This is a genomic window from Actinopolymorpha sp. B9G3 (assembly GCF_040120725.1).
Lineage (GTDB): Bacteria > Actinomycetota > Actinomycetes > Propionibacteriales > Actinopolymorphaceae > Thermasporomyces.
On sequence record NZ_JBEEAB010000005.1, the window covers coordinates 347789 to 373695 of the forward strand.

The 25907-nt window shown below is 68.9% G+C and carries 26 protein-coding genes and 1 riboswitch; of the genes, 17 read left to right on the forward strand and 9 right to left on the reverse strand.

Going from position 1 to position 25907, the window contains the following annotated elements; all coding sequences use genetic code 11:
• Window positions 1-11: 11 nt before the first annotated feature.
• Together ABNF93_RS12165 and ABNF93_RS12170 are read left to right on the forward strand one after the other, a co-directional pair.
• On the forward strand, window positions 12-218 hold the full coding sequence (locus ABNF93_RS12165; protein WP_349328059.1) for a hypothetical protein: 207 nt from the start codon (window positions 12-14) through the stop codon (window positions 216-218).
• Between the two features lie 34 nt (window positions 219-252).
• On the forward strand, window positions 253-2259 hold the full coding sequence (locus ABNF93_RS12170) for a hypothetical protein (RefSeq protein WP_349328060.1): 2007 nt from the start codon (window positions 253-255) through the stop codon (window positions 2257-2259).
• A gap of 18 nt (window positions 2260-2277) precedes the next feature.
• On the opposite strand, the gene ABNF93_RS12175 is transcribed toward ABNF93_RS12170, so the two are convergent.
• Entirely contained in the window at window positions 2278-2628 is a 351-nt protein-coding gene (locus ABNF93_RS12175; RefSeq protein WP_349328061.1) for a hypothetical protein, read from the reverse strand.
• Window positions 2629-2766: 138 nt separating this feature from the next.
• On the opposite strand from ABNF93_RS12175, the gene ABNF93_RS12180 reads away from it, so the two are divergent.
• Window positions 2767-3585: a class I SAM-dependent methyltransferase gene (locus ABNF93_RS12180; protein WP_349328062.1), complete on the forward strand. Its 819-nt coding sequence runs from the start codon at window positions 2767-2769 to the stop codon at window positions 3583-3585.
• A gap of 27 nt (window positions 3586-3612) precedes the next feature.
• Here ABNF93_RS12180 and ABNF93_RS12185 read toward each other — a convergent pair whose 3' ends face one another.
• Window positions 3613-4743, reverse strand: coding sequence for a mandelate racemase/muconate lactonizing enzyme family protein (locus ABNF93_RS12185; RefSeq protein ID WP_349328063.1), 1131 nt, complete (start codon window positions 4741-4743; stop codon window positions 3613-3615).
• Window positions 4744-4761: 18 nt separating this feature from the next.
• Window positions 4762-5145 (reverse strand): phage holin family protein, encoded by a 384-nt coding sequence (locus tag ABNF93_RS12190; RefSeq protein WP_349328064.1) that lies wholly within the window; start codon window positions 5143-5145, stop codon window positions 4762-4764.
• Between the two features lie 266 nt (window positions 5146-5411).
• On the opposite strand from ABNF93_RS12190, the gene ABNF93_RS12195 reads away from it, so the two are divergent.
• The 13 genes from ABNF93_RS12195 to ABNF93_RS12255 all read left to right on the forward strand — a co-directional run bounded on the left by ABNF93_RS12195 (window position 5412) and on the right by ABNF93_RS12255 (window position 21085).
• Window positions 5412-7730: a HelD family protein gene (locus tag ABNF93_RS12195; RefSeq protein WP_349328065.1), complete on the forward strand. Its 2319-nt coding sequence runs from the start codon at window positions 5412-5414 to the stop codon at window positions 7728-7730.
• Between the two features lie 149 nt (window positions 7731-7879).
• Complete coding sequence (gene clsA, locus ABNF93_RS12200; protein WP_349328066.1) at window positions 7880-8503, forward strand: cardiolipin synthase ClsA; 624 nt, start codon at window positions 7880-7882, stop codon at window positions 8501-8503.
• A gap of 35 nt (window positions 8504-8538) precedes the next feature.
• Complete coding sequence (locus tag ABNF93_RS12205; RefSeq protein ID WP_349328123.1) at window positions 8539-11022, forward strand: sugar phosphate nucleotidyltransferase; 2484 nt, start codon at window positions 8539-8541, stop codon at window positions 11020-11022.
• A gap of 157 nt (window positions 11023-11179) precedes the next feature.
• Entirely contained in the window at window positions 11180-12109 is a 930-nt protein-coding gene (locus ABNF93_RS12210; protein WP_349328067.1) for a DUF881 domain-containing protein, read from the forward strand.
• On the forward strand, window positions 12106-12438 hold the full coding sequence (locus tag ABNF93_RS12215; protein ID WP_349328068.1) for a small basic family protein: 333 nt from the start codon (window positions 12106-12108) through the stop codon (window positions 12436-12438). Before ABNF93_RS12210 ends, ABNF93_RS12215 begins: the two co-directional genes overlap by 4 nt.
• The gene (locus ABNF93_RS12220) at window positions 12438-13241 is read left to right on the forward strand and encodes a DUF881 domain-containing protein (RefSeq protein ID WP_349328069.1); all 804 of its coding nucleotides are present in this window, start codon (window positions 12438-12440) and stop codon (window positions 13239-13241) included. Before ABNF93_RS12215 ends, ABNF93_RS12220 begins: the two co-directional genes overlap by 1 nt.
• 78 nt (window positions 13242-13319) lie before the next feature.
• Window positions 13320-13709 (forward strand): glycine cleavage system protein GcvH, encoded by a 390-nt coding sequence (gene gcvH, locus ABNF93_RS12225; protein ID WP_349328070.1) that lies wholly within the window; start codon window positions 13320-13322, stop codon window positions 13707-13709.
• 172 nt (window positions 13710-13881) lie between these two features.
• Window positions 13882-14445 (forward strand): zinc-ribbon and FHA domain-containing protein, encoded by a 564-nt coding sequence (locus ABNF93_RS12230; RefSeq protein WP_349328071.1) that lies wholly within the window; start codon window positions 13882-13884, stop codon window positions 14443-14445.
• A gap of 52 nt (window positions 14446-14497) precedes the next feature.
• Complete coding sequence (gene ftsR / locus ABNF93_RS12235) at window positions 14498-15238, forward strand: transcriptional regulator FtsR (RefSeq protein ID WP_349328072.1); 741 nt, start codon at window positions 14498-14500, stop codon at window positions 15236-15238.
• A 47-nt stretch (window positions 15239-15285) separates the two neighbouring features.
• Window positions 15286-15756: a bifunctional nuclease family protein gene (locus ABNF93_RS12240; RefSeq protein WP_349328073.1), complete on the forward strand. Its 471-nt coding sequence runs from the start codon at window positions 15286-15288 to the stop codon at window positions 15754-15756.
• 306 nt (window positions 15757-16062) lie between these two features.
• Window positions 16063-16650: a MerR family transcriptional regulator gene (locus tag ABNF93_RS12245; RefSeq protein ID WP_349328124.1), complete on the forward strand. Its 588-nt coding sequence runs from the start codon at window positions 16063-16065 to the stop codon at window positions 16648-16650.
• 240 nt (window positions 16651-16890) lie between these two features.
• A riboswitch (glycine riboswitch) is annotated at window positions 16891-17020 on the forward strand.
• A 78-nt stretch (window positions 17021-17098) separates the two neighbouring features.
• Complete coding sequence (gene gcvP / locus ABNF93_RS12250) at window positions 17099-19996, forward strand: aminomethyl-transferring glycine dehydrogenase (protein WP_349328074.1); 2898 nt, start codon at window positions 17099-17101, stop codon at window positions 19994-19996.
• Between the two features lie 594 nt (window positions 19997-20590).
• Complete coding sequence (locus tag ABNF93_RS12255) at window positions 20591-21085, forward strand: hypothetical protein (RefSeq protein WP_349328075.1); 495 nt, start codon at window positions 20591-20593, stop codon at window positions 21083-21085.
• A 132-nt stretch (window positions 21086-21217) separates the two neighbouring features.
• On the opposite strand, the gene ABNF93_RS12260 is transcribed toward ABNF93_RS12255, so the two are convergent.
• From ABNF93_RS12260 to ABNF93_RS12270, 3 genes are read right to left on the reverse strand one after another with little or no spacing between them, the layout of a single operon-like run.
• On the reverse strand, window positions 21218-21673 hold the full coding sequence (locus ABNF93_RS12260) for a CoA-binding protein (protein ID WP_349328076.1): 456 nt from the start codon (window positions 21671-21673) through the stop codon (window positions 21218-21220).
• A gap of 48 nt (window positions 21674-21721) precedes the next feature.
• Window positions 21722-22546, reverse strand: coding sequence for a VOC family protein (locus ABNF93_RS12265; RefSeq protein WP_349328077.1), 825 nt, complete (start codon window positions 22544-22546; stop codon window positions 21722-21724).
• Window positions 22543-22881, reverse strand: a complete 339-nt coding sequence (locus ABNF93_RS12270) for an ArsR/SmtB family transcription factor (RefSeq protein ID WP_349328078.1) — start codon at window positions 22879-22881, stop codon at window positions 22543-22545. The genes ABNF93_RS12265 and ABNF93_RS12270 overlap by 4 nt, the downstream gene beginning before the upstream one ends.
• Window positions 22882-23107: 226 nt before the next feature.
• On the opposite strand from ABNF93_RS12270, the gene ABNF93_RS12275 reads away from it, so the two are divergent.
• The gene (locus ABNF93_RS12275; RefSeq protein ID WP_349328125.1) at window positions 23108-23386 is read left to right on the forward strand and encodes a DUF6221 family protein; all 279 of its coding nucleotides are present in this window, start codon (window positions 23108-23110) and stop codon (window positions 23384-23386) included.
• A 50-nt stretch (window positions 23387-23436) separates the two neighbouring features.
• Here ABNF93_RS12275 and ABNF93_RS12280 read toward each other — a convergent pair whose 3' ends face one another.
• From ABNF93_RS12280 to ABNF93_RS12290, 3 genes are all read right to left on the reverse strand, one after another.
• Window positions 23437-23673, reverse strand: a complete 237-nt coding sequence (locus ABNF93_RS12280) for a GntR family transcriptional regulator (protein ID WP_349328079.1) — start codon at window positions 23671-23673, stop codon at window positions 23437-23439.
• A gap of 89 nt (window positions 23674-23762) precedes the next feature.
• Window positions 23763-24986 (reverse strand): SAM-dependent methyltransferase, encoded by a 1224-nt coding sequence (locus ABNF93_RS12285; protein ID WP_349328080.1) that lies wholly within the window; start codon window positions 24984-24986, stop codon window positions 23763-23765.
• Between the two features lie 27 nt (window positions 24987-25013).
• Complete coding sequence (locus ABNF93_RS12290) at window positions 25014-25907, reverse strand: NAD(P)-dependent oxidoreductase (RefSeq protein ID WP_349328081.1); 894 nt, start codon at window positions 25905-25907, stop codon at window positions 25014-25016.

Sequence of the window (25907 nt, forward strand, 5' to 3'; positions counted from 1 at the left end):
GCGTCGACACGGTGCCGCCCGCGGTAGGTCGCGTGCGTTCCTGCGGTGCCGCCCTCGCATTCGCAGACGAACGGTGGGTCGAGATGAGCTTTCCTGGCGTTGCGGGTCCGGCGGCGCTCCACACCTGCGGAGGTGGCACGAGCCGACGCAGCCCGCTGAAGGCGTTCGCCGCGAGCGAGGGCTGGTACGACGACACGGTCGTCCCGGCCCTCGGCTAGGGGCGGGTCGGTCCGGGTCGTGGGGCGAGCAGGCATGTCATCCGCTTCATCCGCATTGGTGGTCGGCGAGTTCCTTGGGGGACTGCGCGACGAGGGGCCGGCCGAGACGCTGCCGGAGGCGACGGCATACGTCGCTGTCGACGTCGGCGACGGGCTCAGCTATCGCGTCGAGCCAGGGTCACTCGACGCGTCGGCGTACCTCACGGCCGACCTGCTGCTGGACGGAGTCCACCTCGCCGTCTTCCAGCTGACCCTGCGCGAGGGCGGGCACGGGCCGGTCTTCGTCGTGAGCTTCGGCCTGCTCAACCAGTGCGCCGCCCGGATGCGGATCCCGCTTTCCGCTGCCGACCAGAAACAGTGGCTCCTCGGCCGCGAAGGCGCCTGGCTCAAGCCCTTGTGCTGGGGCGACGCCGTTGACGTCGCCCGGGTCGACCGGATCGAGCTGACCGTGCACCGTAAGGGGCCCGACCCGGTGCGCTGGTCGATGTCGCCGCTGTGCATGGCGCCGGACGCGCCGCCTCTGCTCGACAAGCCGTTGCTGCCTCGCGGCCCGCTGCTCGACGAACTCGGTCAGAGCACCCTGCACGACTGGCCGTCGAAGACCCGCAGTGTCGCCGAGGCGAGCGGTCGGCTCCGCCGGCAGCTGGCCGCCGCGGGGGAGGCGCGCTGGCCTGCGGGCTACTCCTCGTGGGGCGGGTGGGCGGAGGGCCGCCGCGCGGCCACCGGCTACTTTCGGGCCGAGCACGACGGGCGGCGGTGGTGGCTGGTCGACCCCGACGGGCACCTCTTCTGGTCCAGTGGGCCCAACTGCGTGCAAGGCGTCATTGACAGTACGTGTACCGGCCTCGAGGCGGCACTCGAGTGGACGCCGCACCGCGCCGGCCCTTATGCGGATGCGATTCGTACGGGCCGGAACGGCTCCCTGGTCGTCAACTATCTGGGGACGAACCTGATCCGCGCGTTCGGGGCCGGTGGCTGGTGGTCGGCATGGTCCGAGCTCGCACTCGCGACCCTGCGGCGGGCCGGGTTCAACACGGTGGCGAACTGGTCGGACTGGGAGATCGCGCGGGCCGCCGGCTTCCCGTACGTACGACCCCTCCAGCCGAGGTGGCGACGGACGCCGACCGTCTACCGCGACTTCCCCGACGTCTTCCATCCGGGGTTCGCGACCGACGCGGAGACCTTTGCCGAGCAGCTGCGCGACACCGCGGACGACCCTGCGCTGATCGGCTACTTCCTCATGAACGAGCCGACCTGGGGCTTCGCGACCGAGACGCCGGCCGCCGGGATGGTACGAAGCCCCGGCAACTCGGCGACCCGACGGGAGCTCGTCGGTTGGCTCGCCGACCGGTACGGCGACGACGCCGGACTGTCCGCGCGTTGGGGAGGCAAGGCGAGCTTGACAGCGATCGGCGAGCGCCCCTGGTCGGGCGAGCTGACCACCGAGGCGGAGCAGGACCTCGCCGACTTCAGCGCAGTCATGGTGGCGAAGCTGTTCGACACGTTGAGCCGAGCCTGCCGGGCGGTCGACCCTCACCATCTGAACCTCGGCGCCCGTTACTACACGGTGCCGCCGGCCTGGGCGCTCGCGGGCATGGCGTCGTTCGACGTCTTCAGCATGAACTGCTACCGCGAGCGGGTGCCGGCGGCCGACCTCGCCAAGGTGAGCGACGCCCTCGAGCGCCCGATTCTCATCGGCGAGTGGCACTTCGGTGCCCTGGACGCAGGACTGCCGGCCAGCGGGATCGGCCATGTCCCCGACCAGGCTGCCCGGGGGCAGGCGTTCCGGCTCTATCTGGAGGACGCGGCGGCACAGCCGTGGTGCGTGGGCGCGCACTACTTCACGCTCTACGACCAGTCGGCGATCGGCCGTTTCGACGGCGAGAACTACAACATCGGCCTCGTCGACATCTGCCACCGGGAGTACGAACCTCTCGTGGCCGCGGCCCGGGAGAGCCACGCGGCGATGTATCCGGTCGCGCTTGGCCAGCGCGAGGCGTATGCGCGCGAGCCGGAGTACCTGCCGAAGCTCTTCCTCTGATCACACCGACGACGCCTCTCAGGCCGACGACGCCTCACCGGGTCGCAGGGAGGCGGCCGGGTACCAGTTGGTCGCGCCGGTGGCATCGAGGCTCGCCCGGCCGTACCAGCCGTCGGACTCGCGTACCCACCAGTCGAGCTGGGCCGGCCACCAGCGGCCGTCGACGAGGACCAGGATCGGCCTGGCCGGGTTGACCTTCCGCGAGACGGTGGCACCGGCCTCCTGCGGGGACTGGCCGGAGTTCATGGTGGCCGCCAACTCGGTCGCCTCGGGCTGGCCGAGGTCCTGCCGGCTGTGCCAACCATTGACCGCGGCGTCCCAGACGCCGTAACCCTTGGTTGTCTTGCGTACGGCGAACCGGTCGATCATGTGCTGTCCCTCTCGATCATGACCTGGGCAGGGCAGATCGAACTGACGTTCGAATGATAGCGCTTCCGGTGGGCCGCGCACCGGAAAGGGTCCGAGATGGTTGGTGCCGTGGATCCGAAAAGGGGCGAGAATCCGCGCATGAGCGAGCCTGCGGAACACACGCGCCCGGAACTCGGCGAGGTCTTCTCGAACCCGGGGGTCGCGGCGGCCTACGTACACCGCCCGCCCTACCCGCCAGAGGTCTTCGACATCCTGGAGAAACTGGTCACCGAGGAACCGCGCGCGGTGCTCGACATCGGCGCGGGAGACGGAGCCATCGCCCGTCCGCTCGCCTCGAGGGTCGGCCGGGTCGACGCCCTCGACGTCTCGGCCGCGATGATCGAGGCGGGCCGCCGGCGGCCAGGAGGAGAGCGACCCAATCTGCGCTGGATTCTCGGTGCGGTGGAGACGGCGGAGCTGGGCGGGCCGTACGCACTCGTGACTGCCGGGGCGAGCCTGCACTGGATGCGGTGGGGACCGACGTTGAACCGATTGGCCCGAGTGATGACTCCGCACGCGTACCTTGCCATCGTCGAGCACGGCCCCCGTGACGTCCCCTGGCAGGACGATCTGGTCACCGTCATCAAGCGCCATTCACGTTACCCCGACTACGATCCCCGGTTCTCCGTCGTCGGGGCTCTTCAGCAGCGGGGCCTCCTCGAGCTGAGCGGCAGCGCCGAGAGTTCCCCGACGCCGTTCCGCCAGTCGGTCAGCGACTACGTGGAGCAGTTCCACTCGACGTCGTCCCTCGCCCGGGAACACATGTCGGAGCAGGAGGCAAGGGACTTCGATCTCGCGGTCGAGCAGGTGGTCCGGCCCTGGGCGCACGACGACATGCTCGAGCTGGCGATCGTCGCCACCCTGGCCTGGGGACGTCCCCAGCCAGCCGGGATGCGGGGCGTCGCGAGTGAGGCGTGATGGGAGACAGGGCCTGGGGATGTCCCGCTAGAGAATCTGGGCGCCACCGGCGTAGCGCGCGAGCCGGTCGGGGTCGAGTGCGAGGCCGAGGCCCGGTGCGTCCGGGATCGTCAGCATGCCGGCGCCGTCGAGAGTCCAATGTCCGGTCACGATGTCGTCGATGTACGGCGAGCCGGTCCGGTACTCCACCAGATACGTGTCCGGCAGCGCCGACGCCAGCTGGAGGTCAGCGGCCAGACCGACGGCGGTGTTCCACCCGTGGGGGATCAGCCGCACGCCGTGCTCCTGCGCCGACCAGCCGATCCGCCGGGCCTCACTCAGACCACCGCATTTCGTGGTGTCGGGCTGGACGATGTCGAACGCCCCAGCCGAGAGAAACGGCGCGAACGCCTGCCGCCGGGTGAGGACCTCGCCGCCCGAGATCGGCACGGAAGACGACCGCCGCAGGGCCACGAAATCGTCGAGCGCATCGGGTCGTAGCGCTTCCTCGAACCACGCCACCCCGTGATCGGCGAGCATGCGTGACGTCCGAAGCGCCCACGCGTAGTCGCCGTCCCAGAAAGCGTCCGACCCGCCGGCGTCGACGGCGAGGATCGCGTCGTCACCCACGGCGGCGCGGGCGGCCGACACGATCGCCTCGTCCGTGCGGGCTCCGACCCGACCGAACGGGCCCCACCCGATCTTGAACGCCCGGAACCCCTGTGCCGTGAGCTGGTCCAGTGTCTCGGTGAGCGGACCGGGTTCGGTCATGAGCAGGGAGGCGTACGGCATCACCCGATCGCGGAAGCGGCCACCCAGCAGCCGGCCGACCGGCTGACCGCACGCCTGACCCAGGATGTCCCACAACGCGACGTCGATGCCGCTGATCGCGTGGGTCAGCGTGCCGCCGCGGCCCATCCAGAACGAGTGCTGGTGCAGTTTCTCGCTGACCCGCTCGGGCTCGAGGGCGTTCTCGCCGCGGTAGAGCGGTTCGAGCACTTCGAGCGCCGCGCGTACCAGCGACTCTGAGGTGAAGACGCTGCCGACTCCGACCAGCCCCTCGTCGGTGTGGACCGCGAGCAGGGTGTGGACCACATCGTCGGGTCGCAGCTCGTGGCTCCAGCCGCCTTCGGGAGTGGCGCCACGAAGCCCAGCGACGCGTACCTCGGTGATCTTCATGGCCTCGAAGCCCGCGGATCAGCGATTGTCGTACTTGTCCGGAATCACGACGCTCAGTGCGAAGCTCACCAGGGCGGCGATGATCGCGCCCCAGAAGCCGGCCCAGAAGTCGTCGACGACGAACTCGAGGTCCAGCTCGCCGGCCAGCCAGCCCACCAGCAGGAACAGCAACGCGTTGACCACGAACGAGATCAGGCCGAGCGTCAGGATGTAGAAGCCGCAGCCGACCACCTTGATGATCGGCTTGAGGACGGCGTTGATGATGCCGAAGATGACGGCAACGGCCAGGAGCGTGCCGACCTTGCCACCGGTCGAGCTGGACGTGAGCTCGATTCCCGGGACCAGCGTGGCCGCGAACAGCGCCACCGCATTGACGAGGATGCGTACGACGATGGGGATCACCCGCCGATCCTTCCACGGTCGGCCCCGCCGTGAAAACACCCATGTGTGGTCGGTCACCTCACTCGCAAGACCGGCTCGCTTCACCGGCGCCCCCTGGAACTGACCATCTAGACTTGTGCGGTTGCCCTGGTTCCTGGGCAGCGTCTCGCACCAGTCGTCCGGGCCTTGCCCTGTAAATGGGGGCCCTGGATATGGGGGCCCTGGATATGGGGGCCCTGTATATGGGGGCCCTGTATATGGGGGCCCTGGATAAGGGGGATGCGTCGTTGGCAGCCTTCTCTGACCCCGCCACCTCGTCGGAGCGCGCGGAGATCGAGCAGGAGCAACGCTACGTCGACCGGGTCTACGACCGGTTGGCCGTCATGGTGGCCCGCGCGACAGAGGTGGGTCGCGACGGCAGAGACCGTGGGTTGCTGGACTACACCGGCGAGATCAAGGAAGAGGACTACCGCAGCCTCTTCGAACGAGATGTGCTCGTCGACCACGCGGTCCGCCGGCTCGCCGTTCTCGACGCCCAGCGCGAGGGTCTGGTGTTCGGGCGGCTGGACCACCGCGGGGGCGAGATCCGCTACGTCGGGCGGATCGGCGTACGTGATGCCGAACACGAGCCGCTCGTCATCGACTGGCGGGCGCCTGCCGCCGCGGTCTTCTACCAGGCGACGGCGGCCGACCCGAAGGACGTCGTACGCCGACGGATCCTGCGCTGCCAGGGCCAGCGGGTCGTCGGGGTGGAGGACGACCTGCTGGACCCGGAAGCGGCTCCGTCCGATCTGCCCGTCGTGGGCGACGGCGCGCTGATGGCGGCGCTGACCGCTGCCCGTGGACGGCAGATGCGCGACATCGTGGCCACCATCCAGCACGAACAGGACGAGATCATTCGGGCGCCATCGCCGGGCGTCACGCTGATCAGCGGAGGGCCGGGCACCGGGAAGACCGTCGTCGCGCTCCACCGGGCGGCCTACCTGCTCTACTCCGAGCGGCGCCGGATCGCGGGCGGTGGCGTGCTCGTCGTCGGGCCGTCACCGGTCTTCATGAGCTACATCGAGCGCGTACTGCCGACGTTGGGTGAGCACGAGGCGACCTTGCGTTCGCTCGGGGAGGTCGTCGACGGGATCGTTGCCACCCGGACCGATCCGTTCGACGTCGGGCTCATCAAGGGATCGCTGCGGATGCGCCGGGTGCTCGGCCGGGCGGCGCGAGGGCCGGCACCCGGTGCGCCCGAGGAGCTCCGGATCTACGTCGGCGGCCGGATTCTTCGGCTGGACGCCGAGGAGTTGGCCGAGGTCCGGCGTACCGTCCTGCAGCGCGGCGCGCGCCGCAACCGGGCCCGCGGCGACGCCGTTCGCGGTCTGGTCGCAGCCCTGTGGCGCAAGGCGTCCGCCGACAGTACGACGGCCAACGGGCGAGGTGCGCGGTCGGACTTCGAGGAGTCCGTCACCGATCTCGACGCGTTCGAGGAGTTCGTGGACGCCTGGTGGCCGGTGCTCACGCCGGTGCAGGTGCTCCGCCAGCTCGCCGACCCTGAGAGGCTGCGCCAGGCCGCCAAGGGCGTGCTCCGCCCAGCCGAGGTCGACGCGCTGGCCGCCACGTGGGCCGGCGGCGCCGACGCGGGCAAGGACGGATTCTCCGTCGAGGACGTCCCCCTGCTCGACGAACTCCACGCCCTGCTGGGTGAGCCTCCGCGTCGGCCGGCACCGCGGGATCCGTTCGAGATCGACGGTGTACGCGAGGTCACGACCGCCGCTGACCGCGACTACGCCGCGCGGGCGCGGGCCGAGCGGGCGACACAGTACGACGGATACGCGCACGTCCTGGTCGACGAGGCACAGGACCTCTCGCCCATGCAGTGGCGGATGCTCGGGCGGCGCGGCCGGCATGCCAGCTGGACGGTCGTCGGTGACCCGGCGCAGAGCTCATGGCCGGACATCGACGAGGCCGAGGCTTCCCGTGACACGGCTCTCGGCAGGCGGACACGGCGGACGTTCCATCTCAGCACCAACTACCGGAACTCCCAGGAGATCTTCGACCTCGCCGCGAGTGTGATCCGGCCCGAGATCCCCGACCGGCCGCTCCCACGGGCGGTCCGCGCCACCGGCCACGCCCCCGACCATGTGGTCGCGACGGAAGCTGGCCTGCCCGACGCGCTGCGCCGGACCATCCTGGACCTGCTCGCCAGCGTGCAGGGCACTGTCGGCGTCATCGCCCCACAAGCCATGGCTGAGACGGTGTCCACCTGGGTGTCCACCTGGGTGGACGACGCGAACACGGCGAACGGAGCGAACGGTGCGAACGGTGCGACAGGCGGCGAGCGGACACAGACCGGGTACGAGGGCGATCGGGTCGTCGTGACGACCGGTATCGCCAGCAAGGGTCTCGAGTTCGATGCCGTCGCCCTGCTGGAGCCGGCGGAGATCGCGGCGGAGACCCCGGTCGGGACACGGACTCTTTACGTCGCGCTCACCCGGGCGACGCAGCGCCTGGCTACGGTCGGTACTGACGCCGGGTGGCCCGCCCACCACGCCGCCCGGCAGCCAGATTCGCCGCATCCGCCGGAGCGGCACCAGGGCCTGGCACCGGCCGGTTGACGCGGCCGACACCAGTCTCAAAGGAACGACGGGTTTCGACACGAAGGCCGCCGTCCGGCGGAAATGTGCGGATCGGGGCCAGTGTGGCCCGCGGGTAATAGGGTTTCGGCAGGCCCACCGTGGTGGATGGTGGGCCGGAGGGGGCGGCAGTGGCGGAGCCGGTCGAGACGCGTGACGGGGCTCGCGTGTTCACCCTGCCCAATCTCCTGAGCTTCGCCCGGCTCGCCGGGGTCCCGTTGTTCCTCTGGCTGGTGCTCGGACCCAAGGCCGACGGCTGGGCGATCATCGTGCTCGGCCTGTCCGGTTTCAGCGACTGGCTCGACGGCCAGCTCGCCCGGCGGCTCGGCCAGGTCAGCGCACTCGGCAAACTGCTCGACCCGTTCGCCGACCGGCTCTACATCCTGGCAGTCCTGGTGGGTCTCGCCCTTCGCGAGGTCATCCCGATCTGGCTCGCCGTCCTCATCCCGTTGCGTGACGTCCTGCTCTTCGGGCTGATCCTGTTGCTGCGCCAGCGCGGTCACGGGACGCTTCCCGTGCACTTCCTCGGCAAGGCCGCGACCTTCTGTCTGCTGTATGCGTTCCCCCTGCTGTTCCTCGGTGACGGCGGGGGTGCCTTCGCCGCGGTGGCCAAGGTCGCGGGGTGGGCGTTCGCGATCTGGGGCACCGGACTTTACTGGTGGGCAGGGGTCCTTTACGGCTTCCAGGCGTCTCAGCTGCTTCGCCGATCCCCGCCGGTCCAACCGGTATCGGCCGAAGATCAGCTCCACGGGTAGGGGCCGGGAGGGGAGGGGATGTGAGAGCCGTCGTCATGGCAGGCGGCGAGGGTACCCGCCTGCGACCCATGACCACCAGCATGCCCAAACCTCTGCTCCCCGTCGTCAACCGGCCGATCATGGAGCACGTCCTGCGGCTGCTCAAGCGGCACCAGTTGACCGAGACGGTGGTCACGGTCCACTTCCTCGGCTCGATGGTCCGGGCATACTTCGGTGACGGCGAGGACCTCGGCATGGACCTCACCTACGCCACCGAGGAGAAGCCGCTCGGCACCGCCGGCAGCGTCAAGAACGCCGCTGCCGCCTTGTCCGACGACACGTTCGTCGTCATCTCCGGTGACGCGCTCACCGACATCGACCTGACCGCGCTGGTGGAGCATCACCGGCGCTCAGGCGCCCTCGCCACCGTGTGCCTCACCCGGGTCCCCGACCCGCTGGAGTTCGGCATCACGATCCTCGACGACGACGGCCGGATCGAGCGCTTCCTGGAGAAGCCGACCTGGGGCCAGGTCTTCTCCGACACCATCAACACCGGCATCTATGTCATGGAGCCGGAGATGCTGAGCCACGTCGGTGCGGCCGAGAACGTCGACTGGTCAAGCGAGGTGTTCCCGCGCCTACTCGAGGCGGGTGCGCCGCTCTACGGTTACGTCGCCGACGGCTACTGGGAGGACGTCGGCACCCATCGCAGCTATCTCAAGGCCAACTACGACGTCCTCGACGGGCAGATCGCGATCGACATCGACGGGTTCGAGGTCTCCAAGGGGGTCTGGGTCGGCGAGGGCGCCGACGTCGACCCCGACGCGACCCTCAAGGGCCCGTTGTACGTCGGGGCCTACGCGAAGGTCGAAGGCGGGGCCGAGTTGCGTGACCACACCGTCGTCGGCGACAACGTCGTCATCCGCAGCGGCGCGTTCCTGCACCGAGCCGTGGTGCACGACAACGCCTACATCGGCGCGCACTCCAACCTCCGCGGTTGCGTGGTCGGCAAGAACACCGATGTGATGCGCGGGGCCCGGATCGACGACAGTGCGGTCGTGGGCGACGACTGCGTCATCGAGGAGGAGGCCGTCCTTCATCCCGACATCAAGGTCTATCCGAGCAAGACGATCGAGGCCGGCGCGGTCGTCAACCAGAGCGTGATCTGGGAGTCGCAGGGCCGCCAGGCACTCTTCGGCCCGCGCGGGGTGAGCGGGATCGTCAACGTCGAGATCACCCCTGAGCTGGTGGTCCGGTTGGCGAGCGCCTACGCGACGACGCTGCGCAAGGGAGCGACCGTGCTCACCGCGCGGGACACCTCGCGGTCGGCCAGAGCGCTCAAGCGGGCGGCGATCGCGGCGTTCACCTCGAGCGCCCTGAACGTCTGCGACCTCGAGGTCTCGCCCAACCCGGTCGCCCGGCTGGAGACGTCCAGGAGCAACGCCGGCGGTGGGCTGCTCATTCGTACGACTCCCAGCCGTCCCGACTCGGTGGACCTGATCTTCATGGACGAGACGGGCGCGGACCTCTCACTCGCCGCGCGGCGGAAGGTCGAGCGCGTGCTCGGCCGGCAGGAGTTCCGCCGGGCGTTTCCCGGCGAGATCGGTGACCTCACGTTTCCGTCGCGGGTGGCGGAGACCTACGTCCATGACCTGCTGGCCAACATCGACGCGTCGGGCGTCGCCGGGACGGGTCTCAAGGTCGTGGTGGACGCCGGCCGCGGCACTGCCGGCCTGTTGCTGCCGAGCCTGCTCGGGAAGCTCGCGGTCGAAGCGTTCACGGTCAACTCCGGTGTGGACGAGCGCAGCCCGACCGAAACGGCCGAGCAGCGCACTCGCGCGATCGCCAACCTGGCGGAGGTGGTGGCGTCGTCGCGGGCTGCGTTCGGTGTGCGGTTCAGTCCGCTGGGAGAGCGGATCTCACTCGTCGACGAGACCGGCAACGTCATCGCCGACGAGCGGGCGCTGCTCGTCTTCGTCGACCTGATCGCGGCTGAGGCGTCGGAAGGACATGTCGCGCTACCGGTGACGACGACCCGGGTGGCCGAGCAGGTCGCCGCTTTCCACAACGTCGGGATCCGCTGGACCACGACCGCACCGGACGCGTTGGCCACGGCCGCGGCCGCTGACGGTCTGCTCCTGGCCGGCGACGGTCGGGGCGGGTTCATCGTCCCGGAGTTCTCCAACGCGGTCGACGGCTTCGCCGCGTTCGTACGCCTGCTCGGAGTGGTGGCACGCACCCGGCTTCCGCTGTCGGAGATCAACGCCCGCATCCCGCGGGCCCACGTCGTCCAACTCGCGGTCCCGACGCCGTGGGCGAGCAAGGGTGCGGTGATGCGAGCCGCGATCGAGGCCGCCGACGGGCGTCCGCTCGACACGACTGACGGCGTACGCGTGCTGGAACCCGACGGCTCGTGGGCACTCGTCCTCCCGGATCCGACCGAGGCGGTGACGCGGGTGTGGGCAGAGGGGCGGAGTACGGAGGCCGCGACAACCCTCGCGCACCGGTGGGCGGACCTGGTGACCCGAGCCGGCCGCTAGCGCGCTCGGGATATGGGCAGGCCAGCCGATGTCGAGGCAGACAGAACAGCTGGATCCGTGGCCGAACGGTCGTGGTCGACCTGTCAGCCGCCGATGATCGTTTTTTGTGATCACCGCGCGGGACACACACCCAGCACGTCATGACACCATGGTCCGCATGGCCTCAGGGGAGCGGGAGGCGCCGACGGTGCGTCTCGAGGGTACGCCTGCGGCGCCTGGCCGCCCGGCGGCGCCACCAGGCGCCTGGCCGCGCGCGGGCACGATCCTCAAGCGTGACGACTCGATGTCGCTCATGCGCGAGCTCGTCACGCATGCCCTCGACGACGGCTACGCGGCGGCCGCCGCGCGCCGCGGTCCCAGTCGTTCCCGTTCCCGCCGCGGCCTGGGCGCGACGCTGGTGGCGCTAGCATTGCTCGGCCTGCTCCTCACCGTGGCAGCGGTCCAGACCAGACAGTCCGCTCCGGCGGTGGCGCAGGAGAAGGCGGAACTCTTGGAGCGGATCCGGGCCGAGACCGCCCGCAACGACGACATGCGCACCCACGCCGGCGTACTGCAGGAGGAGGTCACCGTCCTTCAGAACGACGTCCTGGCGAGCACGGCGAGTGGCCAGAACCTGCGCGAACGCCTCGCCGCGCTCGACGTGCTGGCGGGAACAGGTCGGGTCGAGGGTCCGGGGCTCCGCCTGGTCATCGACGACGCGCCCGTCGACGAGGTCTCCGGGGCGAGCAGTGCAGAAGGACGGATCCTCGACATCGACCTGCAGCAGGTCGTGAACGGTCTGTGGTCGGCCGGCGCCGAGGCGATCGCCATCAACGGCCAACGGCTCACCGCGTTGACCGCGATCCGCGGCGCCGACAAGTCGATCACCGTCGACTACCGACCGCTTGCCCGTCCGTACGTCGTCGAGGCGATCGGCGATCCCGACACCCTGGAGGCGCAGTTCGCCGAAAGTCCGGGTGGCAAGTGGCTGTTCAACCTCAAGGCAGTGCACCATATAGCACTTGGAACGGCGGCGGTTGACGAGCTCCTACTGCCCGCCGACTCCGGTAACAAACTCCGATACGCGCGGACGGAAGGCGCCCAGTGATCGCGACGATCGGCCTCTTCGTCGGAATCATCGTGGGGCTGTTGCTCCAACCGGCAGTGCCTTTGTGGCTGCAGCCGTACCTCCCGATCGCGGTCGTGGCTGCCCTCGACGCGGTCTTCGGTGGACTGCGCGCGCTCGTGGACGGCATCTTCGACGACCGGGTCTTCGTCGTGTCGTTCATCGGCAACGTGCTGGTCGCCGCCGTGATCGTCTACCTGGGGGACCAGCTTGGCGTCGGCGCACAGCTGTCGACCGGTGTCGTCGTCGTCCTGGGCATCAGGATCTTCTCCAACATGGCGGCGATCCGTCGGCGCCTGTTCAAGGCCTGATGGGTGGTACGAAGGCGATGGCCGAGCAGAAGCCCAAGGCGTCTGGTGGCAAGAAGCCGCGTAATCCCGCATGGCGACGGCTCAACAGCGCGTTCCGCCTCTACATCTCCCGCGCCCAGTTGGCCGGGGCGCTGTTGCTGGCGATCCTCGGCTTCGCCGCCACCATTCAGGTGCAGGCGTTGCGCACCGACGACGAGTTCTCCGGTGCCAACAGGCCACAGCTGATCCAGATGCTCGATGGTCTGCAGCAGCGCACCCGCCGGCTGGAGGCGGAGATCAGCGAGCTCGAGTCGGCGCGGGCGGAGCTGCTGTCGGGTGCCGACCGGACCCGCGCGGCGGTCAACCAGGCCCAGGCGCGCGCCGAAACCCTTGGCATCCTCGCCGGCACTCTCCCGGCGAGCGGCCCAGGTATCCGGCTCACGATCTCCGACACCCGATCGGCCGTAACGGCGTCGTTGGTTCTCAACACGATCGAGGAGCTGCGCGATGCGGGAGCCGAGTCGATCGAGGTGAACGATCGTGTCCGACTCGTCGCCGGCAGTTACGTCCTCGACGGCCAGGGCGGCATCCTGGTCGACGGCACGCTCATCCCACCTCCGTACACGATCGATGCGATCGGGGAGACGAGGACACTCGCGACCGCGATGCGCATCCCCGGCGGTGTCGTCGACGAGGTGGGCCAGAAGGGCGGGCTGGTCACCGTCCTGGAACAGTCGAACATCCAGATCGACTCCTTGCACCGTCCGGTGACGCCTCGCTACGCTCGGCCGGCCCCGGAGGAGACAGCGAAGTCCGGCGACTAGCCTGTCTCCTCAGACGGGGTGTGCTGGCGCGGCGTGCGGTGGTGCTGCCCAGGAAATGTCGACAGCGAGGAGACAGTGGTGTTCCCGGACGACGTCACGTACACGAGCGAGCACGAGTGGGTACGCGATCCCGGAGACACCGAGGGTTCGGTCCGGATCGGCATCACCCACTACGCCCAGGACGCGCTGGGCGACATCGTCTACGTCAGCCTGCCACCGGTGGGTGAACAGGTGCGGCGCGGTGCGGTGGTCGGTGAGCTCGAGTCGACCAAGAGCGTAAGTGAGCTGTACGCACCACTGAGTGGCACGGTCGTCGCCCGCAACGACGCGCTCGACGAGCGCCCCGAGCTTGTCAACGCCGAGCCGTACGCCGCGGGATGGATGATCGAGCTACAGCCGAGCGATCCGGACGAACTCGGATCGCTCCTCGACGCCGCGGCGTACAAGGCGCAGGTCGAGCAGACCTGATCACGCGTTCCACACTGTCCGAGTAGCCGCTCATTCGCCGTTTCGCCCGGTTGGGTCGCGGATGGACGCAATCGCTGCGGGCTGCCCACCTCGACCATTGGTCAAGAGTTAGGGTGTGTGCGGTGGACGAGTTCAACTCAGACGACGAGAGAGTTCCGCCACGGGAGGGTCGATGCCTTTCTGCACTCAGTGCGGGCATGAGAACGCCGAGAACAGCAGGTTCTGCTCGCAGTGCGGCAGAGCGCTGGGGGGAGAACGACCTGTCGAGCAGACCGCGACGATCTCACTCGGCCTCGAGCCCGAATACGACCGGGCGGAGGCCGAGCTCCGTCCGCAGGAGCAGGCCGCCGTCGACGCCCTGCCCTACGACTGCGCGTTGCTCATCGTGCAGCGCGGTCCGAGCGCCGGGAGCCGGTTCCTGCTCGACGCCGACGTGGTGACCGTGGGTCGGCATCCCGAGAGCGACATCTTCCTCGACGACGTCACCGTCTCCCGTCGGCATGCCGAGTTCCGCCGCCGGCCGCAAGGTTTTGTCGTACGCGATGTGGGCAGCCTGAACGGCACCTACGTGAATCGCGATCGCATCGATGAGGTCCTGCTCATCGGTGGCGACGAGGTGCAGATCGGCAAGTTCCGCCTGGTCTACTTCGCCAGCCAGCGCGGTTTCGGCATGACGGGCGCACCCGAACGGACCGGTGCTGGTTGGGACGGGGGGCCGGAGGGGGAAAGACGGTGAGCGACGCTCTCCTTCGGGGGGTCCAAGAGCTGTACCCGCAAGGATTCCTTCGGTGAGTGGCGCGGCGTCCGCGCGGTCCCACAGCTTTTCCATTGGTGAGGTACTCGCGAGGCTGCGCGCTGAGTTTCCCGACGTCACGATCTCGAAGATCCGTTTTCTCGAGGCCGAAGGTCTGGTGGAACCGCAGCGAGCTCCGTCGGGTTACCGCAAGTTCGGCCATGACGACATCGAGCGGCTGCGCTTCGTGCTGACCGCGCAACGCGACCACTATCTCCCGTTGCGGGTGATCAAGGACCACCTCGACGCACTCGACCGGGGCTTCGAACCGCCGCAGCTTCCGGGTCGGGCACTTCCGTCCGCGCCGTCTCCGAGAGTGCTGCTCGGCGGTGCGGACCAGGTGGGCGCGGAGGCGTTCGGGGCCAATGGTTCCGACGTGCGGTTGTCACGCAAGGAGCTCGTCGAGGACGCGGGGATCGACTCGGACCTGCTGGACCAGCTCGAGTCGTATGGCCTCGTCTCGGCCCGGCATGGCAGGGACCACTACGACGAGGATGCACTCGAGATCGCGAAGACCGCAGGTGAGCTCGCGGGGTTCGGGCTCGAGCCGCGCCACCTTCGTGCTTTTCGTACGGCCGCCGACCGTGAGGTGGGACTGATCGAGCAGGTGGTGGCTCCGCTGGCGCGGCAGCGCGGCATGGACTCGCGGGCGCGTACGGAGGACCGGATCCGGGAATTGGCGGCGCTGGCGGTACGCCTGCACGCGCTCCTGGTGAAGACCGGGCTCGGGCGGTGAAGTGCGTCGGTCGACTGGCCACCAACCGACCGGGGTAGTGTGGACGAGTGCGCGAGCTCGACGTCGTTGGTGTCCGGGTGGAGATGCCTTCGAACCAGCCGATTGTCCTGCTCCGGGAGGTCGACGGCGAACGGTTCTTGCCGATCTGGGTGGGGCCCGCTGAGGCGAGTGCCATCGCTCACGCCCAGCAGGGGATCGTCCCGGCGCGGCCGCTGACCCATGACTTGTTCCGCGATGTGCTGATCGCGACCGGCCAGGAACTGACCGAGGTCCGGATCACCGACCTCCGCGACGGTGTCTTCTACGGCATCCTCGCCTTCGCGAGCGGTGTCGAGGTCAGTGCGAGGCCATCGGACTCGATCGCCCTGGCACTCCGCCTGAACGTCAAGATCGTCTGCTCGGACGAGGTTCTGACCGAGGCCGGCATCGCCATCCCGGACGAGCAGGAGGCCGAGGTCCAGAAGTTTCGTGAGTTCCTCGACCAGGTGACACCGGAGGACTTCGACACCCCAGGCTGAGGTCCCCTTTCGGTCTCGACCTCAGGTTGAGGTTTCAGGGCGACACGCCGGCCGTCGCGTTGACCCGTCACGACGCGCGGGCCTACCGTGACGAGGAAAACTTCGTGGATGTCATTCGGCTTCCATGAGGGGCGCTTCTCGCAGGAGGCGCCAGCATGCGGCTCTGCCGCATGACCAGCGGTCTCGTCCGGGTCGGGGTCGGGTAGGACTGGAGAGGGTGTCGCGCTCACCGCGACCCCAACAATGTGGGAGGCGGCCGTGACAGGCACGGGTGACCAGGCGGGAGGCGGTGCCACCGGCGCCGCCATGGGCGAGAGTCCCGAGCGGACCGAAGCCCGCCGTACGGCTGGTGCGCAGGGTCTGCTGTTCGGACCTGCTGACGGCGTTCCGGATCCGCCCCAGGACGGCCTGGGCTACCGCGGTGCCACCGCCTGTGCCGCGGCTGGCATCACCTATCGACAGCTCGACTACTGGGCGCGCACCGGTCTGGTGGAGCCCACCGTCCGTCCGGCGTCCGGCTCGGGCACCCAGCGGCTCTACTCTTTCCGCGACGTCCTGATGCTCAAGGTGATCAAGCGCCTGCTCGACGCCGGCGTCTCGTTGCAGCAGATCCGCACCGCGGTCATGCACCTGCGCGAGCGGGGCGCCCAGGATCTGGCGGAGATCACGCTCATGAGCGACGGTGCGAGCGTCTACGAGTGCACCTCGCCCGACGAGGTGATCGACCTGCTCCAGGGTGGCCAGGGCGTGTTCGGCATCGCTCTCGGGCGGGTGTCCCGTGAGGTCGAGGGCACCCTCGCGGAGTTCCCGGGTGAGCGGCCCGATGCCCCCGAGGACCACGAGCACCCAGGTGACGAGCTCGCGTTGCGCCGCCGCGCCCGGCTCACGGGCTGACGTTCGCGGAGGCGTTCGGATCGGGAGTTCCCGGTGCAAAAGGTTCGTCCGGACGCTGTTCCGGTGGCCGTTTCGGCGGGAAATGACCACGCCCGGTAGGTCTGTGGTCGCCTGTACGGTGCCGATGCCTCGCCCAGGAATCAGATGCCAGCTCAGCGTGGTCATTTGCCGCGAAGCCGGCAGCTGCTGGCGGGGTTGACCGAACTCCAGTCCGGACGCTGGTAGCGTGGGTCGAGCTGACAACCCCGCGTGGGAGAGTCTCCACGACCGGATGAACCGGCCGAAGTAGGGCGGTTACTCCTCGTAGGTCGTGGAGCGCCGAAGGGGCAACCCCCCGGAACCTCTCAGGCTCACGGACCATGCGGGCGAGGCGACTCTGGAGCGCCACGGTGGCGTGACAGAGGGGGACTCGACCTGACAGGCCACCTGCCTCGACCGGGGAGCTCCCATGAACGCCTCGATCTCGTCCAGCATCGGCTCCCAGCGGATCAGCGCTCCGCCGCCTGCCGCGAACTTCGCCGATCGCCACATTGGCCCGTCCGGCGAGGACCGGGCCAAGATGCTCGCGGCCTGCGGGTTCGGCTCGCTCGACGAGCTCACGTCGGCGGCGGTGCCGCGGTCGATCCGGACCAGGCGCCCCCTCGACCTTCCGCCGGCCGCGACCGAAACGCAGACGTTGGCGGAGCTGCGGGCGCTCGCGGCCATGAACCGTCCGATGACCCAGATGATCGGGTTGGGTTACTCCGACACGGTGACGCCGCCGGTCATCCGCCGGAACATCCTCGAGAGCCCCGCCTGGTACACCGCCTACACGCCGTACCAGCCGGAGATCAGCCAGGGTCGGCTCGAGGCGCTCGTCAACTTCCAGACCGTGGTGGGTGACCTCACCGGTCTCCCGGTCGCGGGCGCGTCGCTGCTCGACGAGGCGACGGCGGCGGCCGAGGCGATGATGCTGCTGCGCAGGACCAACCGGAAGAGTTCCAGCGACCGGTTCCTCGTCGACGCCGGGTGCCTGCCGCAAACGATCGCGGTGGTGCGTACGCGGGCCGAGGCGCTCGGTCTCGCCCTGGAGGTCGCAGACATCACGACCGGCCTGCCAGAGGGCGACTTCTTCGGCGTACTCCTGCAGTATCCGGGCGTCGACGGGACGGTGCGGGACCTGACCGGGGTGGTGCGTGCCACGCACGAGCGGGATGCGCAGGTGGTGGTGGCTGCCGACCTGCTGGCGCTGACGCTGCTCCGGCCGCCCGGGGAGATGGGTGCCGACGTCGTGGTGGGGAGTGCCCAGCGGTTCGGCGTTCCGCTGATGTACGGCGGTCCGCACGCGGGCTACATGGCTGTACGCAAGGGGCTGGAACGCTCCCTGCCCGGGCGCCTCGTCGGGGTGTCCGTCGACGCCGCCGGTCGACCGGCCTACCGGTTGGCGTTGCAGACGCGGGAGCAGCACATCCGGCGGGAGAAGGCGACGAGCAACATCTGCACGGCACAGGTTCTCCTCGCCGTGATCGCCGGGATGTACGCCGTCTACCACGGAGCCGACGGGCTCCGGGGTATCGCGGCGCGGGTCCACCGCCTGGCGGCGGTCCTCGCGCAGGGTCTCCGGCAGGGCGGCGTCGACGTCGTCACCGAGCACTTCTTCGACACCGTGCGGGTCCGCGTGCCGGGCAGGGCGGCCGAGGTGGTCGCCGGCGCACGGGAGCGCGGCGTCAACCTCCGATTGACAGACGACGACCACGTGGGGATCGCCTGCGACGAGGTGACTGGTCCGGAGCAGCTCGCCGCTGTGTGGGCTGCGTTCGGCGTGGGTCCGTACGACGTGGACGAGATCGCCGCGGCGACGCCCGACGCCGTTCCGGTCGAGCTGCTGCGTACGACTCCCTATCTCACTCACCCGGTGTTCGCGCAGCACCACTCCGAGACGGCGATGCTGCGCTACCTGCGCGGCCTCGCTGATGACGACTTCGCACTCGACCGGGGGATGATTCCGCTCGGGTCCTGCACGATGAAGCTCAATCCGACAGCGGCGATGGAGCCGATCAGCTGGCCGGAGTTCGCGGGCATTCATCCGTTCGCGCCGATCGAGGACGCACAGGGTTACCTCGCGCTGATCCGCCAGCTGGAGTCGTGGCTGGCCGACGTGACCGGCTACGCCGCGGTGTCGCTGCAGCCGAACGCCGGGTCGCAGGGCGAGTTCGCTGGGCTGCTCGCGATCCGTGCGTACCACCGCGCCCAGTCTCAGGCGGATCGCGACATCTGCCTCATCCCGTCGTCCGCGCACGGGACCAACGCGGCGTCGGCCGTGATGGCCGGCATGCGGGTGGTGGTGGTCGGGGCGGCCGACGACGGGACCGTCGACCTCGAGGACCTCCGCGCCAAGGTCGACGAGCACCGGGATCGGCTCGCCGCCATCATGGTGACGTATCCGTCGACGCATGGTGTCTTCGAGGAGGACATCCGCGAGCTGTGCGACATCGTGCACGAGGGTGGCGGCCAGGTCTACGTCGACGGCGCCAACCTCAACGCCCTGCTCGGTCTGGCGCGGATCGGGGAGTTCGGTGGGGACGTCTCACATCTCAACCTGCACAAGACGTTCTGCATCCCTCATGGCGGCGGCGGTCCGGGCGTGGGTCCCGTGGCCGTCCGCGAGCACCTCGCGCCGTACCTTCCCAACCACCCGTTGCTCGCCCAGGCGGGACCGGCGACAGGTGTGGGGCCGGTGTCGGCGACGCCGTTCGGGTCGGCAGGCATCCTGCCGATCTCGTGGGCGTACATGCGGATGATGGGTGGGCCGGGGCTGCGTCTCGCCACCGAGTCGGCTGTGCTCGCCGCCAACTACGTCGCCACCCGGCTGGCGCCGCACTACCGCGTGCTCTACACCGGCCGCGACGGGCTGGTGGCGCACGAGTGCATCATCGACGTACGCCCGATCACGAAGCAGGTCGGCATCACCGTCGACGACGTGGCGAAGCGGCTCATCGACTACGGCTTCCACGCGCCGACGATGAGCTTCCCGGTGGCGGGCACCCTGATGGTGGAGCCCACCGAGTCCGAGGACCTGGCCGAGCTGGACCGGTTCTGTGACGCGATGATCGCCATCAAGGGGGAGATCGACCGGGTGGCGGCCGGCGAATGGCCGGGTGACGACAACCCGGTGCGCAACTCGCCGCACACGATCGAGATGTTGGCGGGGGAGTGGGACCATCCGTACTCCCGGGAGGAGGCGGCCTATCCGGTGGCGCCCCTTCGGCGACGGAAGTACTGGTCGCCGGTCCGCCGGATCGACCAGGCCTACGGTGACCGCAACCTGGTCTGCGTCTGCCCGCCGCCCGACGCCTTCGCAGAGTAGATCTCAGGCACCGCGCACATCTGACGTTTCAGCGCGGAGTTGTGGTTGACCATCCGGCCCGGATGGTCAACCACAACTCCGCTGCCCACTCGGTACGGGTGTGACCGAGTTGAGCCTGACCTGGCCGGCGACTCTGTCACATGATCCACTACCTTTGCCCCTGGGCTGGCGCCAATGGGATCAAACGGGAGAAAAGAAGGTGCCATGTCGCCATTCGAACCCCCAGCCAGCCACCGCTCGGGACCAGACTTCATGCCGCCGGAAAGTCCGGGGGCTGCAGAGTCGTACTCGCCGATGCCCCCGGTCATCCAGCCGCAGAAGTCTCGGCGCCGAACGGCGCTCATCGTGGCTGCGGCAACCGCGGCCCACGTCGTCATTGGTGCGGTGATTGCGTCCGCACACGGGTACCTCCCGCTTGGCGACGGGCCAGACACCGAAACCGTGTCGAAGCCAGTGGGTACGACCCGACCGAAAGCATCTCCGACCGGTACCCGGACTCCCTCACGGGTACCGACGGAGACGGCCGAGGCCCCGAAGCAGAGTGCTCGTGCCGACAAGCTCACTGCACGAGACTGGTACGGCGACGACAAGACAGTGGCGTACTCGAATGGTGATGCCGAGGCGACGATGCACGTGAAGGGCACTTGGGACCATGAAAGCTGTGCTGGCGCGGGCCGGAGCGCCTTGGGCCGGAAAGCCTTCGACAATGGTGGCTGCCTCTACGGCATCGAGATCGCCATGGAACACGGATCCGGACTGTTCTGGATCGACCAACGAGTGTTCGCCTACCGGGACGAGGCGTCCGCCGAGGCCGCCAGGAAGCTCATCGAGCAGAACGCCGACGAGATCGCCGAAGCCATGAGCTTCGGCATCCCGGAGATCAGCGCCCATCATGCTCTCGGAAGCGTCGACACCTTCGGCCGATGCATGGTCGTCGCGACCGCCGCACTCGACATGGACGGGATCAAGAGAAGCGGCAAGCAGGCGTTCGACAAGCTCCAGGACCAGGTCGTCGTGGTCTGGACATCCATCAAGGTGGAACCGGTCAACGCCTACATGTTCGGGGCCTACCAAGAGTCCTGCGGTTGAGCCCGCCGGGGTTTGCGGCGTGATGTGACTGTGCTGGGTAGGGGCTGACCGGCCGGGCCCTTTGGCGGTCAGCCCCTACTCCACCTTCGATGGCTCGGTCGCCGGTCGCCGGTCGTGGCCGGACCGGCCCGCTCAGACCTGGCCTTGCAGCGTGCGCACGGCGTCGGCGATGTACGCGTCGGCGACGTAGGTCAGCCCGGCAGACTCGACGATGCGGCGCGCCTCCTGAGATTCCGCCTCCGATGTCCAGCAGCCGCGTGGATCCGTGACGCCTTCCGCCGACAGTCCGGACTGGCACCACACGGCGGTGGCGCCCATCCGTTGGGCGTCGGCGACGATCCCGGGGAGCTCCTCGATCGGCCGGAAGACATAGACCAGGTCGCCGCGGCCAGGAGGGACGCCGATCCGCGTCTCTACGATCTCGCCGTCGCGAAGCTCACTGGCGAACACGTCGTCTGGCTTGGGCCCGCCGAACACCACTACCTCATAGCCTGCACGGGTCAACGTGTCTGGCACATCTCGCGACGGCCAGTCGTGCAACACGACGGTGCGGGCCTCTCGGAGGATCTCCTCGCAGCGAACTGGCATGTTTTTCCCCTCTCCTGCCGTTCTCACCGGCTGGCGTGGTCGTGGGTGTCAGTGCATGGTTGGGCGGGCCTGGGCGAAGACCCACCGCTGGCCCTCGAGGTCTTCGGCGATGTACGTGCGCTCGCCGTGGAGGTGGATGCCGCGCACGATCGTCGCTCCGTTCGCCTTCGCGTGAGCGAAATGCGCGTCCAGGTCGTCGACGTACACGCGGGTCATGTGGGTGACCGGCAGGTCTTTCGATGGGGCATTCTCCAGCGGTGAAAGGATCACGATGCTGTCTCCGACGTGGAACTCGATCCACGACGGGCTGGCGCCTTCCTCCGGCGGGCTGTCGACGTCCCAGGAGCCGAGCTGGAAGACGGTACGAAGCCAGCGGGCGGCTGCCGGCGGATCTTCGTAGGACAGGACGATCCCGAGCCGACCCTGCTCGCGCGGCGTGCGCGGCGCGGAGCCGCGGCGCGTGCACCAGGCCACGAACGTGCCGAGCATGTGGACCCAGCCGAAGCCGATCGTGGTTGGGTTGCCGCCAGGAAGGAGGTACTGCTCGACCTTGACGCGCGTCCCGTGGTCGGTGGCCTCGAAGCGGATGTCGGTCTCGGTGTCCTGGACGGTGCCGCGGAGGATCAGCCGGATTCCTGGCTCCCACACGGTGATCCGTGCGGTTTCCAGCATGTCCCCGCTGGCCTCGTCATAGATCTCGAGGATCCGGCCGCCGACACCGGGTTCCATCCGAAGCTCCGCCAGCCGTGACGCGTCGTGGAAGTTGATCGGCCCGCGTACCCACCACAGGTCGATCTCTTCGGTGAAGACCATGAAGGCCGTGTGAGGGTCGAGATCCACCTCCACCGAGGCCGAGGCCGATGTCCTGGTCACGGGCGGGGCTCCTTGCGTTCGGCATGGCGCTTGAAGGACTGGAGTTGCTCGTTCCAGTGGGCCTGCACCTGGTCGAGCCAGGCCTGGACAGCTGTCAGGGACTCGGGCCGGAGGCGGAAGATGCGCACGCGGGCGTCGTCGGGCACCCGTTCGTCGGTGACGAGACCGGCACTGAGGAGGACGCGCAGATGCCTGCTCATGGCGGGCGCGGAGGTTCCGGTCGCCTTGGCCAGCTCACCCGCGCGATGGGGGCGTTGGCCGAGCAGTTGGACGATCTCCCGGCGCGTGTGGTCGGCGAGGGTCTCGAAGAGCCTGTCGGCCCGTTCATCGGTCACGGACGCAATAGTTGCAGCATCTGTTAACTATTGGCAAGCCCTCGGTGGCGCTCGATTCGAGTCGAGTTGTTGGAGGTTTGTCGCCTTAGAAGCCGACGAACCTCCAACGCACACAGGCCAGCGGTCCGCTGCTTTCGCGTCCGGGAGTCGACGGCCCAGGGCTCTGGGTCCTTAGCCCCTCACCGGGCGGATGGTCCACTACGTACGGTCGAAGGCCGTGGAGACCATGGACCACTTCGTCCTGAAGCGGGTAGTCGAAGACGAACGGCGCGCGCTCGCGGAGTACAACCGGGACCTGAGCCAGGAGCGACTGGAGTGGGTGCTCGAAACGTGCCGTGCACGGCGCCAGTTGGTCACCATGTATCGGGCAACTCGGGAACCGCGCGAGGCACATGCGGCGTATGCGCTGTGCCTGGCGGTCGTCGCCGAGTTGTATAGCGATCATCCGGATTACGATCAACGCTGGCGGCCGATGAGAGTCGTCGAGGCGGCTCACCTCTCCTGACATCTGTCAGCACTACGCCTGGTGCTCCCCACGCACCGCGCCTGATCCAGCTATGTGCGCTCGGCGATGTACCGTCCCTTGCCCTTGACCGTGTAGATCACGCCTTGACCGGTGAGGTCGTCGAGCGCATGGCGGACGCTGCCGATGGACACGCCGCATTCTTGGGCGAGCGACCGGTCGGAGGGCAGTCGCCGACGGTAGGTGCCGTCTTCGATCCTCGCCGTGACGATCTCGAAGACCTGCCGCCACAAAGGCACAGGCGAGTCGTGATCTACCTCGCTGATCATGCTCCGGAGAGTAGGTAGCCGTGCATACCTACAGTCCCCTGCTGCATGCCCACGCGTCGGCTTCGATTGTGACCGCTCCGCTGGGCCGATCAGGTCTCCAGCATGCTGGCCAGGGCCGGGCGTATACCCCACTGCTCCACCATCGTGGCGTACTCCTCGGCGACGTTCGCTCCAGACACGGCACCCGTCCGGATGGCGCGGAGCAGCACGTTGCGGGGCGTGTGTTCGCTGCCCACGAACTGGATCGCCTCCACCCGGTAGCCGTGCTGGCGCAGGATGGACGCGCGCAACGCGTCGGTGAGCACGTCCGCGAAGCGTTCGCGCAGGATGCCGTGCCGGGTGATCATCGCGTACGGGTCCGGGACCTCGGCCTGGCTCAGCTGGGTCTGGATGTCGTGATGGCAGCACGGCGCGGCGAGGATGACCGGGGCCTCCCAACGCACCGCCCGAGCCAACGCCTCGTCCGTCGCCGTGTCGCAGGCGTGAAGGGACAGCACGACATCCGGCGGATCGGGAACCGTGGCGGCCTCGATGGAGGACTGGACGAAGGTCAGCTGCCGATCCCACCCGAGAGACGCGGCCAGCTCGGTGTTGCGTTGCCGCGCCTGAGGGCGCACGTCGACGCCCACCATCTGCAACGGGAATCCACGGACCGTGGCGAGGTAGCTGACCGCGGCGAAGGTGAGGTAGGCGTTCCCGCAGCCAAGATCGACCACTCGCAACGGCCGCGTGGGCGTCGGTCGGGGGACGCGACCGGTTTCCACGGCGTCGTCGACGGCGGGTTCGAGGATCCGGAGGAACTCGTCGACCTGGCGGTACTTCGACTGCCGGCTGGGCTTGATCTGGCCGCGATGGTCGGCGATGCCCACCGCGCGCAGCACCGGATCGTCCACCGGCAGGAGTCGTGGCTTCGCCCGGTCATGCTCCCGGCGTACGGCCACCTCGGCGTCGCTGCCGGCCTCACGCGGCTTTGTGTGGACCTGCGCCTCACCCTTCTTGGTGACCCGAACCTGCACCACCTCGTCGAGCGTGTCGACGTGCCAGTTTCCGAAGGGCAGCTCGAGCAGCTCCTCGACGGCCCCGGCGGCGTCGCTTCCCACCGCGCTGTTGTGGGTGTGGGCCTGGGCTTCGTCGTACGTCGTCACCTGCAGAGCCCGGCCCGCCTTGAGGTCGACGTAGCGCAGCTCGGCCCGCCGCCACGGCACGGTGTGCCCGCGGCGGCGGCCGGCCGCGACGGCGCGAACAAGGCGCTCGGGGTCGAGCAGCATGGCACGCACGCGGTCGAGCGCGGCGCCGAGAGGTTCAGTGGGCATGGTGGTTCACGTCGGCATCGTCCTGGCCTACTCCTGGCGCGCCTGGATCCCGGACAGGCGTTCCAGCGCCTTGACGAGTGCGTGGTTGCCCTCGGCGCCGAGGCCGTCGCGCTGGAGGGTGCGATAGAGATGGAAGATCGTGCTCGTCGCGATCGTGGGTACGCCGAGTTCGTCGGCCGCCTCCATCACCAGGCGCAGGTCCTTCTGCTGGAGGTCGATCGTGAAGCCCGGCCGCCAGTCGTCGCGGATCACCTGCGGTCCGCGGTTGGCGAGCATCCAGGAACCGGCGGCACCGCCTTCGACGGCCGCGATGGTCTTCTCCAGGTCGAGTCCGCCGGCCTTGGCGAAGACCAGCGCCTCGGCGACGCCGAGCATGGACACGACGACGAGGATCTGGTTGACGAGCTTGCAGGTCTGCCCGGCGCCGACCGGCCCGACGTGGGTGATCGTGCTGCCCATGGCGTCGAGGTACGGGCGTACGCGGTCGACGCTGGCCGCGTCGCCGCCGACCATGATCGACAACGTGCCCTTGGCCGCGCCCTCGCTGCCGCCGGAGATCGGTGCGTCGAGGAAGCCGACGCCACGTTCGGCGAGTGTCGCCGCCCACCCGCGGGTCGCCTCGGGACTGACGGTGCTCGCGTCGACGATGAGGGATCCGTCGCTGACCCCCTGGGCGAGACCGTTGTCGCCGAACAGCACCTGCTCGACGTCCGGGGTGTCGCTCACACACGTGAAGACGACGGGGCAGCGCTCGGCCACCGCACGCGGCGAGTCGGCCACCTGGGCACCGGCCGTGACCAATGGCTCGGCCCGCGCGGCCGTGCGATTGTAGACCACGACGTCGAATCCAGCGCGGAGCAGGTTGCCGGCCATCCCGGCGCCCATGATGCCGAGTCCGACAAAACCCACTGGCTCACTCAT

Coding starts and splice junctions, on each gene's coding strand:
- ABNF93_RS12210 (WP_349328067.1), top strand. CDS start 11,180: ATGGCCTCAGGGGAGCGGGAGGCGCCGACGGTGCGTCTCGAGGGTACG.
- gcvP (WP_349328074.1), top strand. CDS start 17,099: ATGAACGCCTCGATCTCGTCCAGCATCGGCTCCCAGCGGATCAGCGCT.
- ABNF93_RS12170 (WP_349328060.1), top strand. CDS start 253: ATGTCATCCGCTTCATCCGCATTGGTGGTCGGCGAGTTCCTTGGGGGA.
- ABNF93_RS12205 (WP_349328123.1), top strand. CDS start 8,539: ATGGCAGGCGGCGAGGGTACCCGCCTGCGACCCATGACCACCAGCATG.
- ABNF93_RS12260 (WP_349328076.1), bottom strand. CDS start 21,673: ATGCCAGTTCGCTGCGAGGAGATCCTCCGAGAGGCCCGCACCGTCGTG.
- ABNF93_RS12175 (WP_349328061.1), bottom strand. CDS start 2,628: ATGATCGACCGGTTCGCCGTACGCAAGACAACCAAGGGTTACGGCGTC.
- ABNF93_RS12230 (WP_349328071.1), top strand. CDS start 13,882: ATGCCTTTCTGCACTCAGTGCGGGCATGAGAACGCCGAGAACAGCAGG.
- ABNF93_RS12245 (WP_349328124.1), top strand. CDS start 16,063: ATGGGCGAGAGTCCCGAGCGGACCGAAGCCCGCCGTACGGCTGGTGCG.
- ABNF93_RS12285 (WP_349328080.1), bottom strand. CDS start 24,986: ATGCCCACTGAACCTCTCGGCGCCGCGCTCGACCGCGTGCGTGCCATG.
- ABNF93_RS12290 (WP_349328081.1), bottom strand. CDS start 25,907: ATGAGTGAGCCAGTGGGTTTTGTCGGACTCGGCATCATGGGCGCCGGG.
- ABNF93_RS12275 (WP_349328125.1), top strand. CDS start 23,108: ATGGACCACTTCGTCCTGAAGCGGGTAGTCGAAGACGAACGGCGCGCG.
- ABNF93_RS12185 (WP_349328063.1), bottom strand. CDS start 4,743: ATGAAGATCACCGAGGTACGCGTCGCTGGGCTTCGTGGCGCCACTCCC.
- ABNF93_RS12180 (WP_349328062.1), top strand. CDS start 2,767: ATGAGCGAGCCTGCGGAACACACGCGCCCGGAACTCGGCGAGGTCTTC.
- ABNF93_RS12220 (WP_349328069.1), top strand. CDS start 12,438: ATGGGTGGTACGAAGGCGATGGCCGAGCAGAAGCCCAAGGCGTCTGGT.
- ABNF93_RS12280 (WP_349328079.1), bottom strand. CDS start 23,673: ATGATCAGCGAGGTAGATCACGACTCGCCTGTGCCTTTGTGGCGGCAG.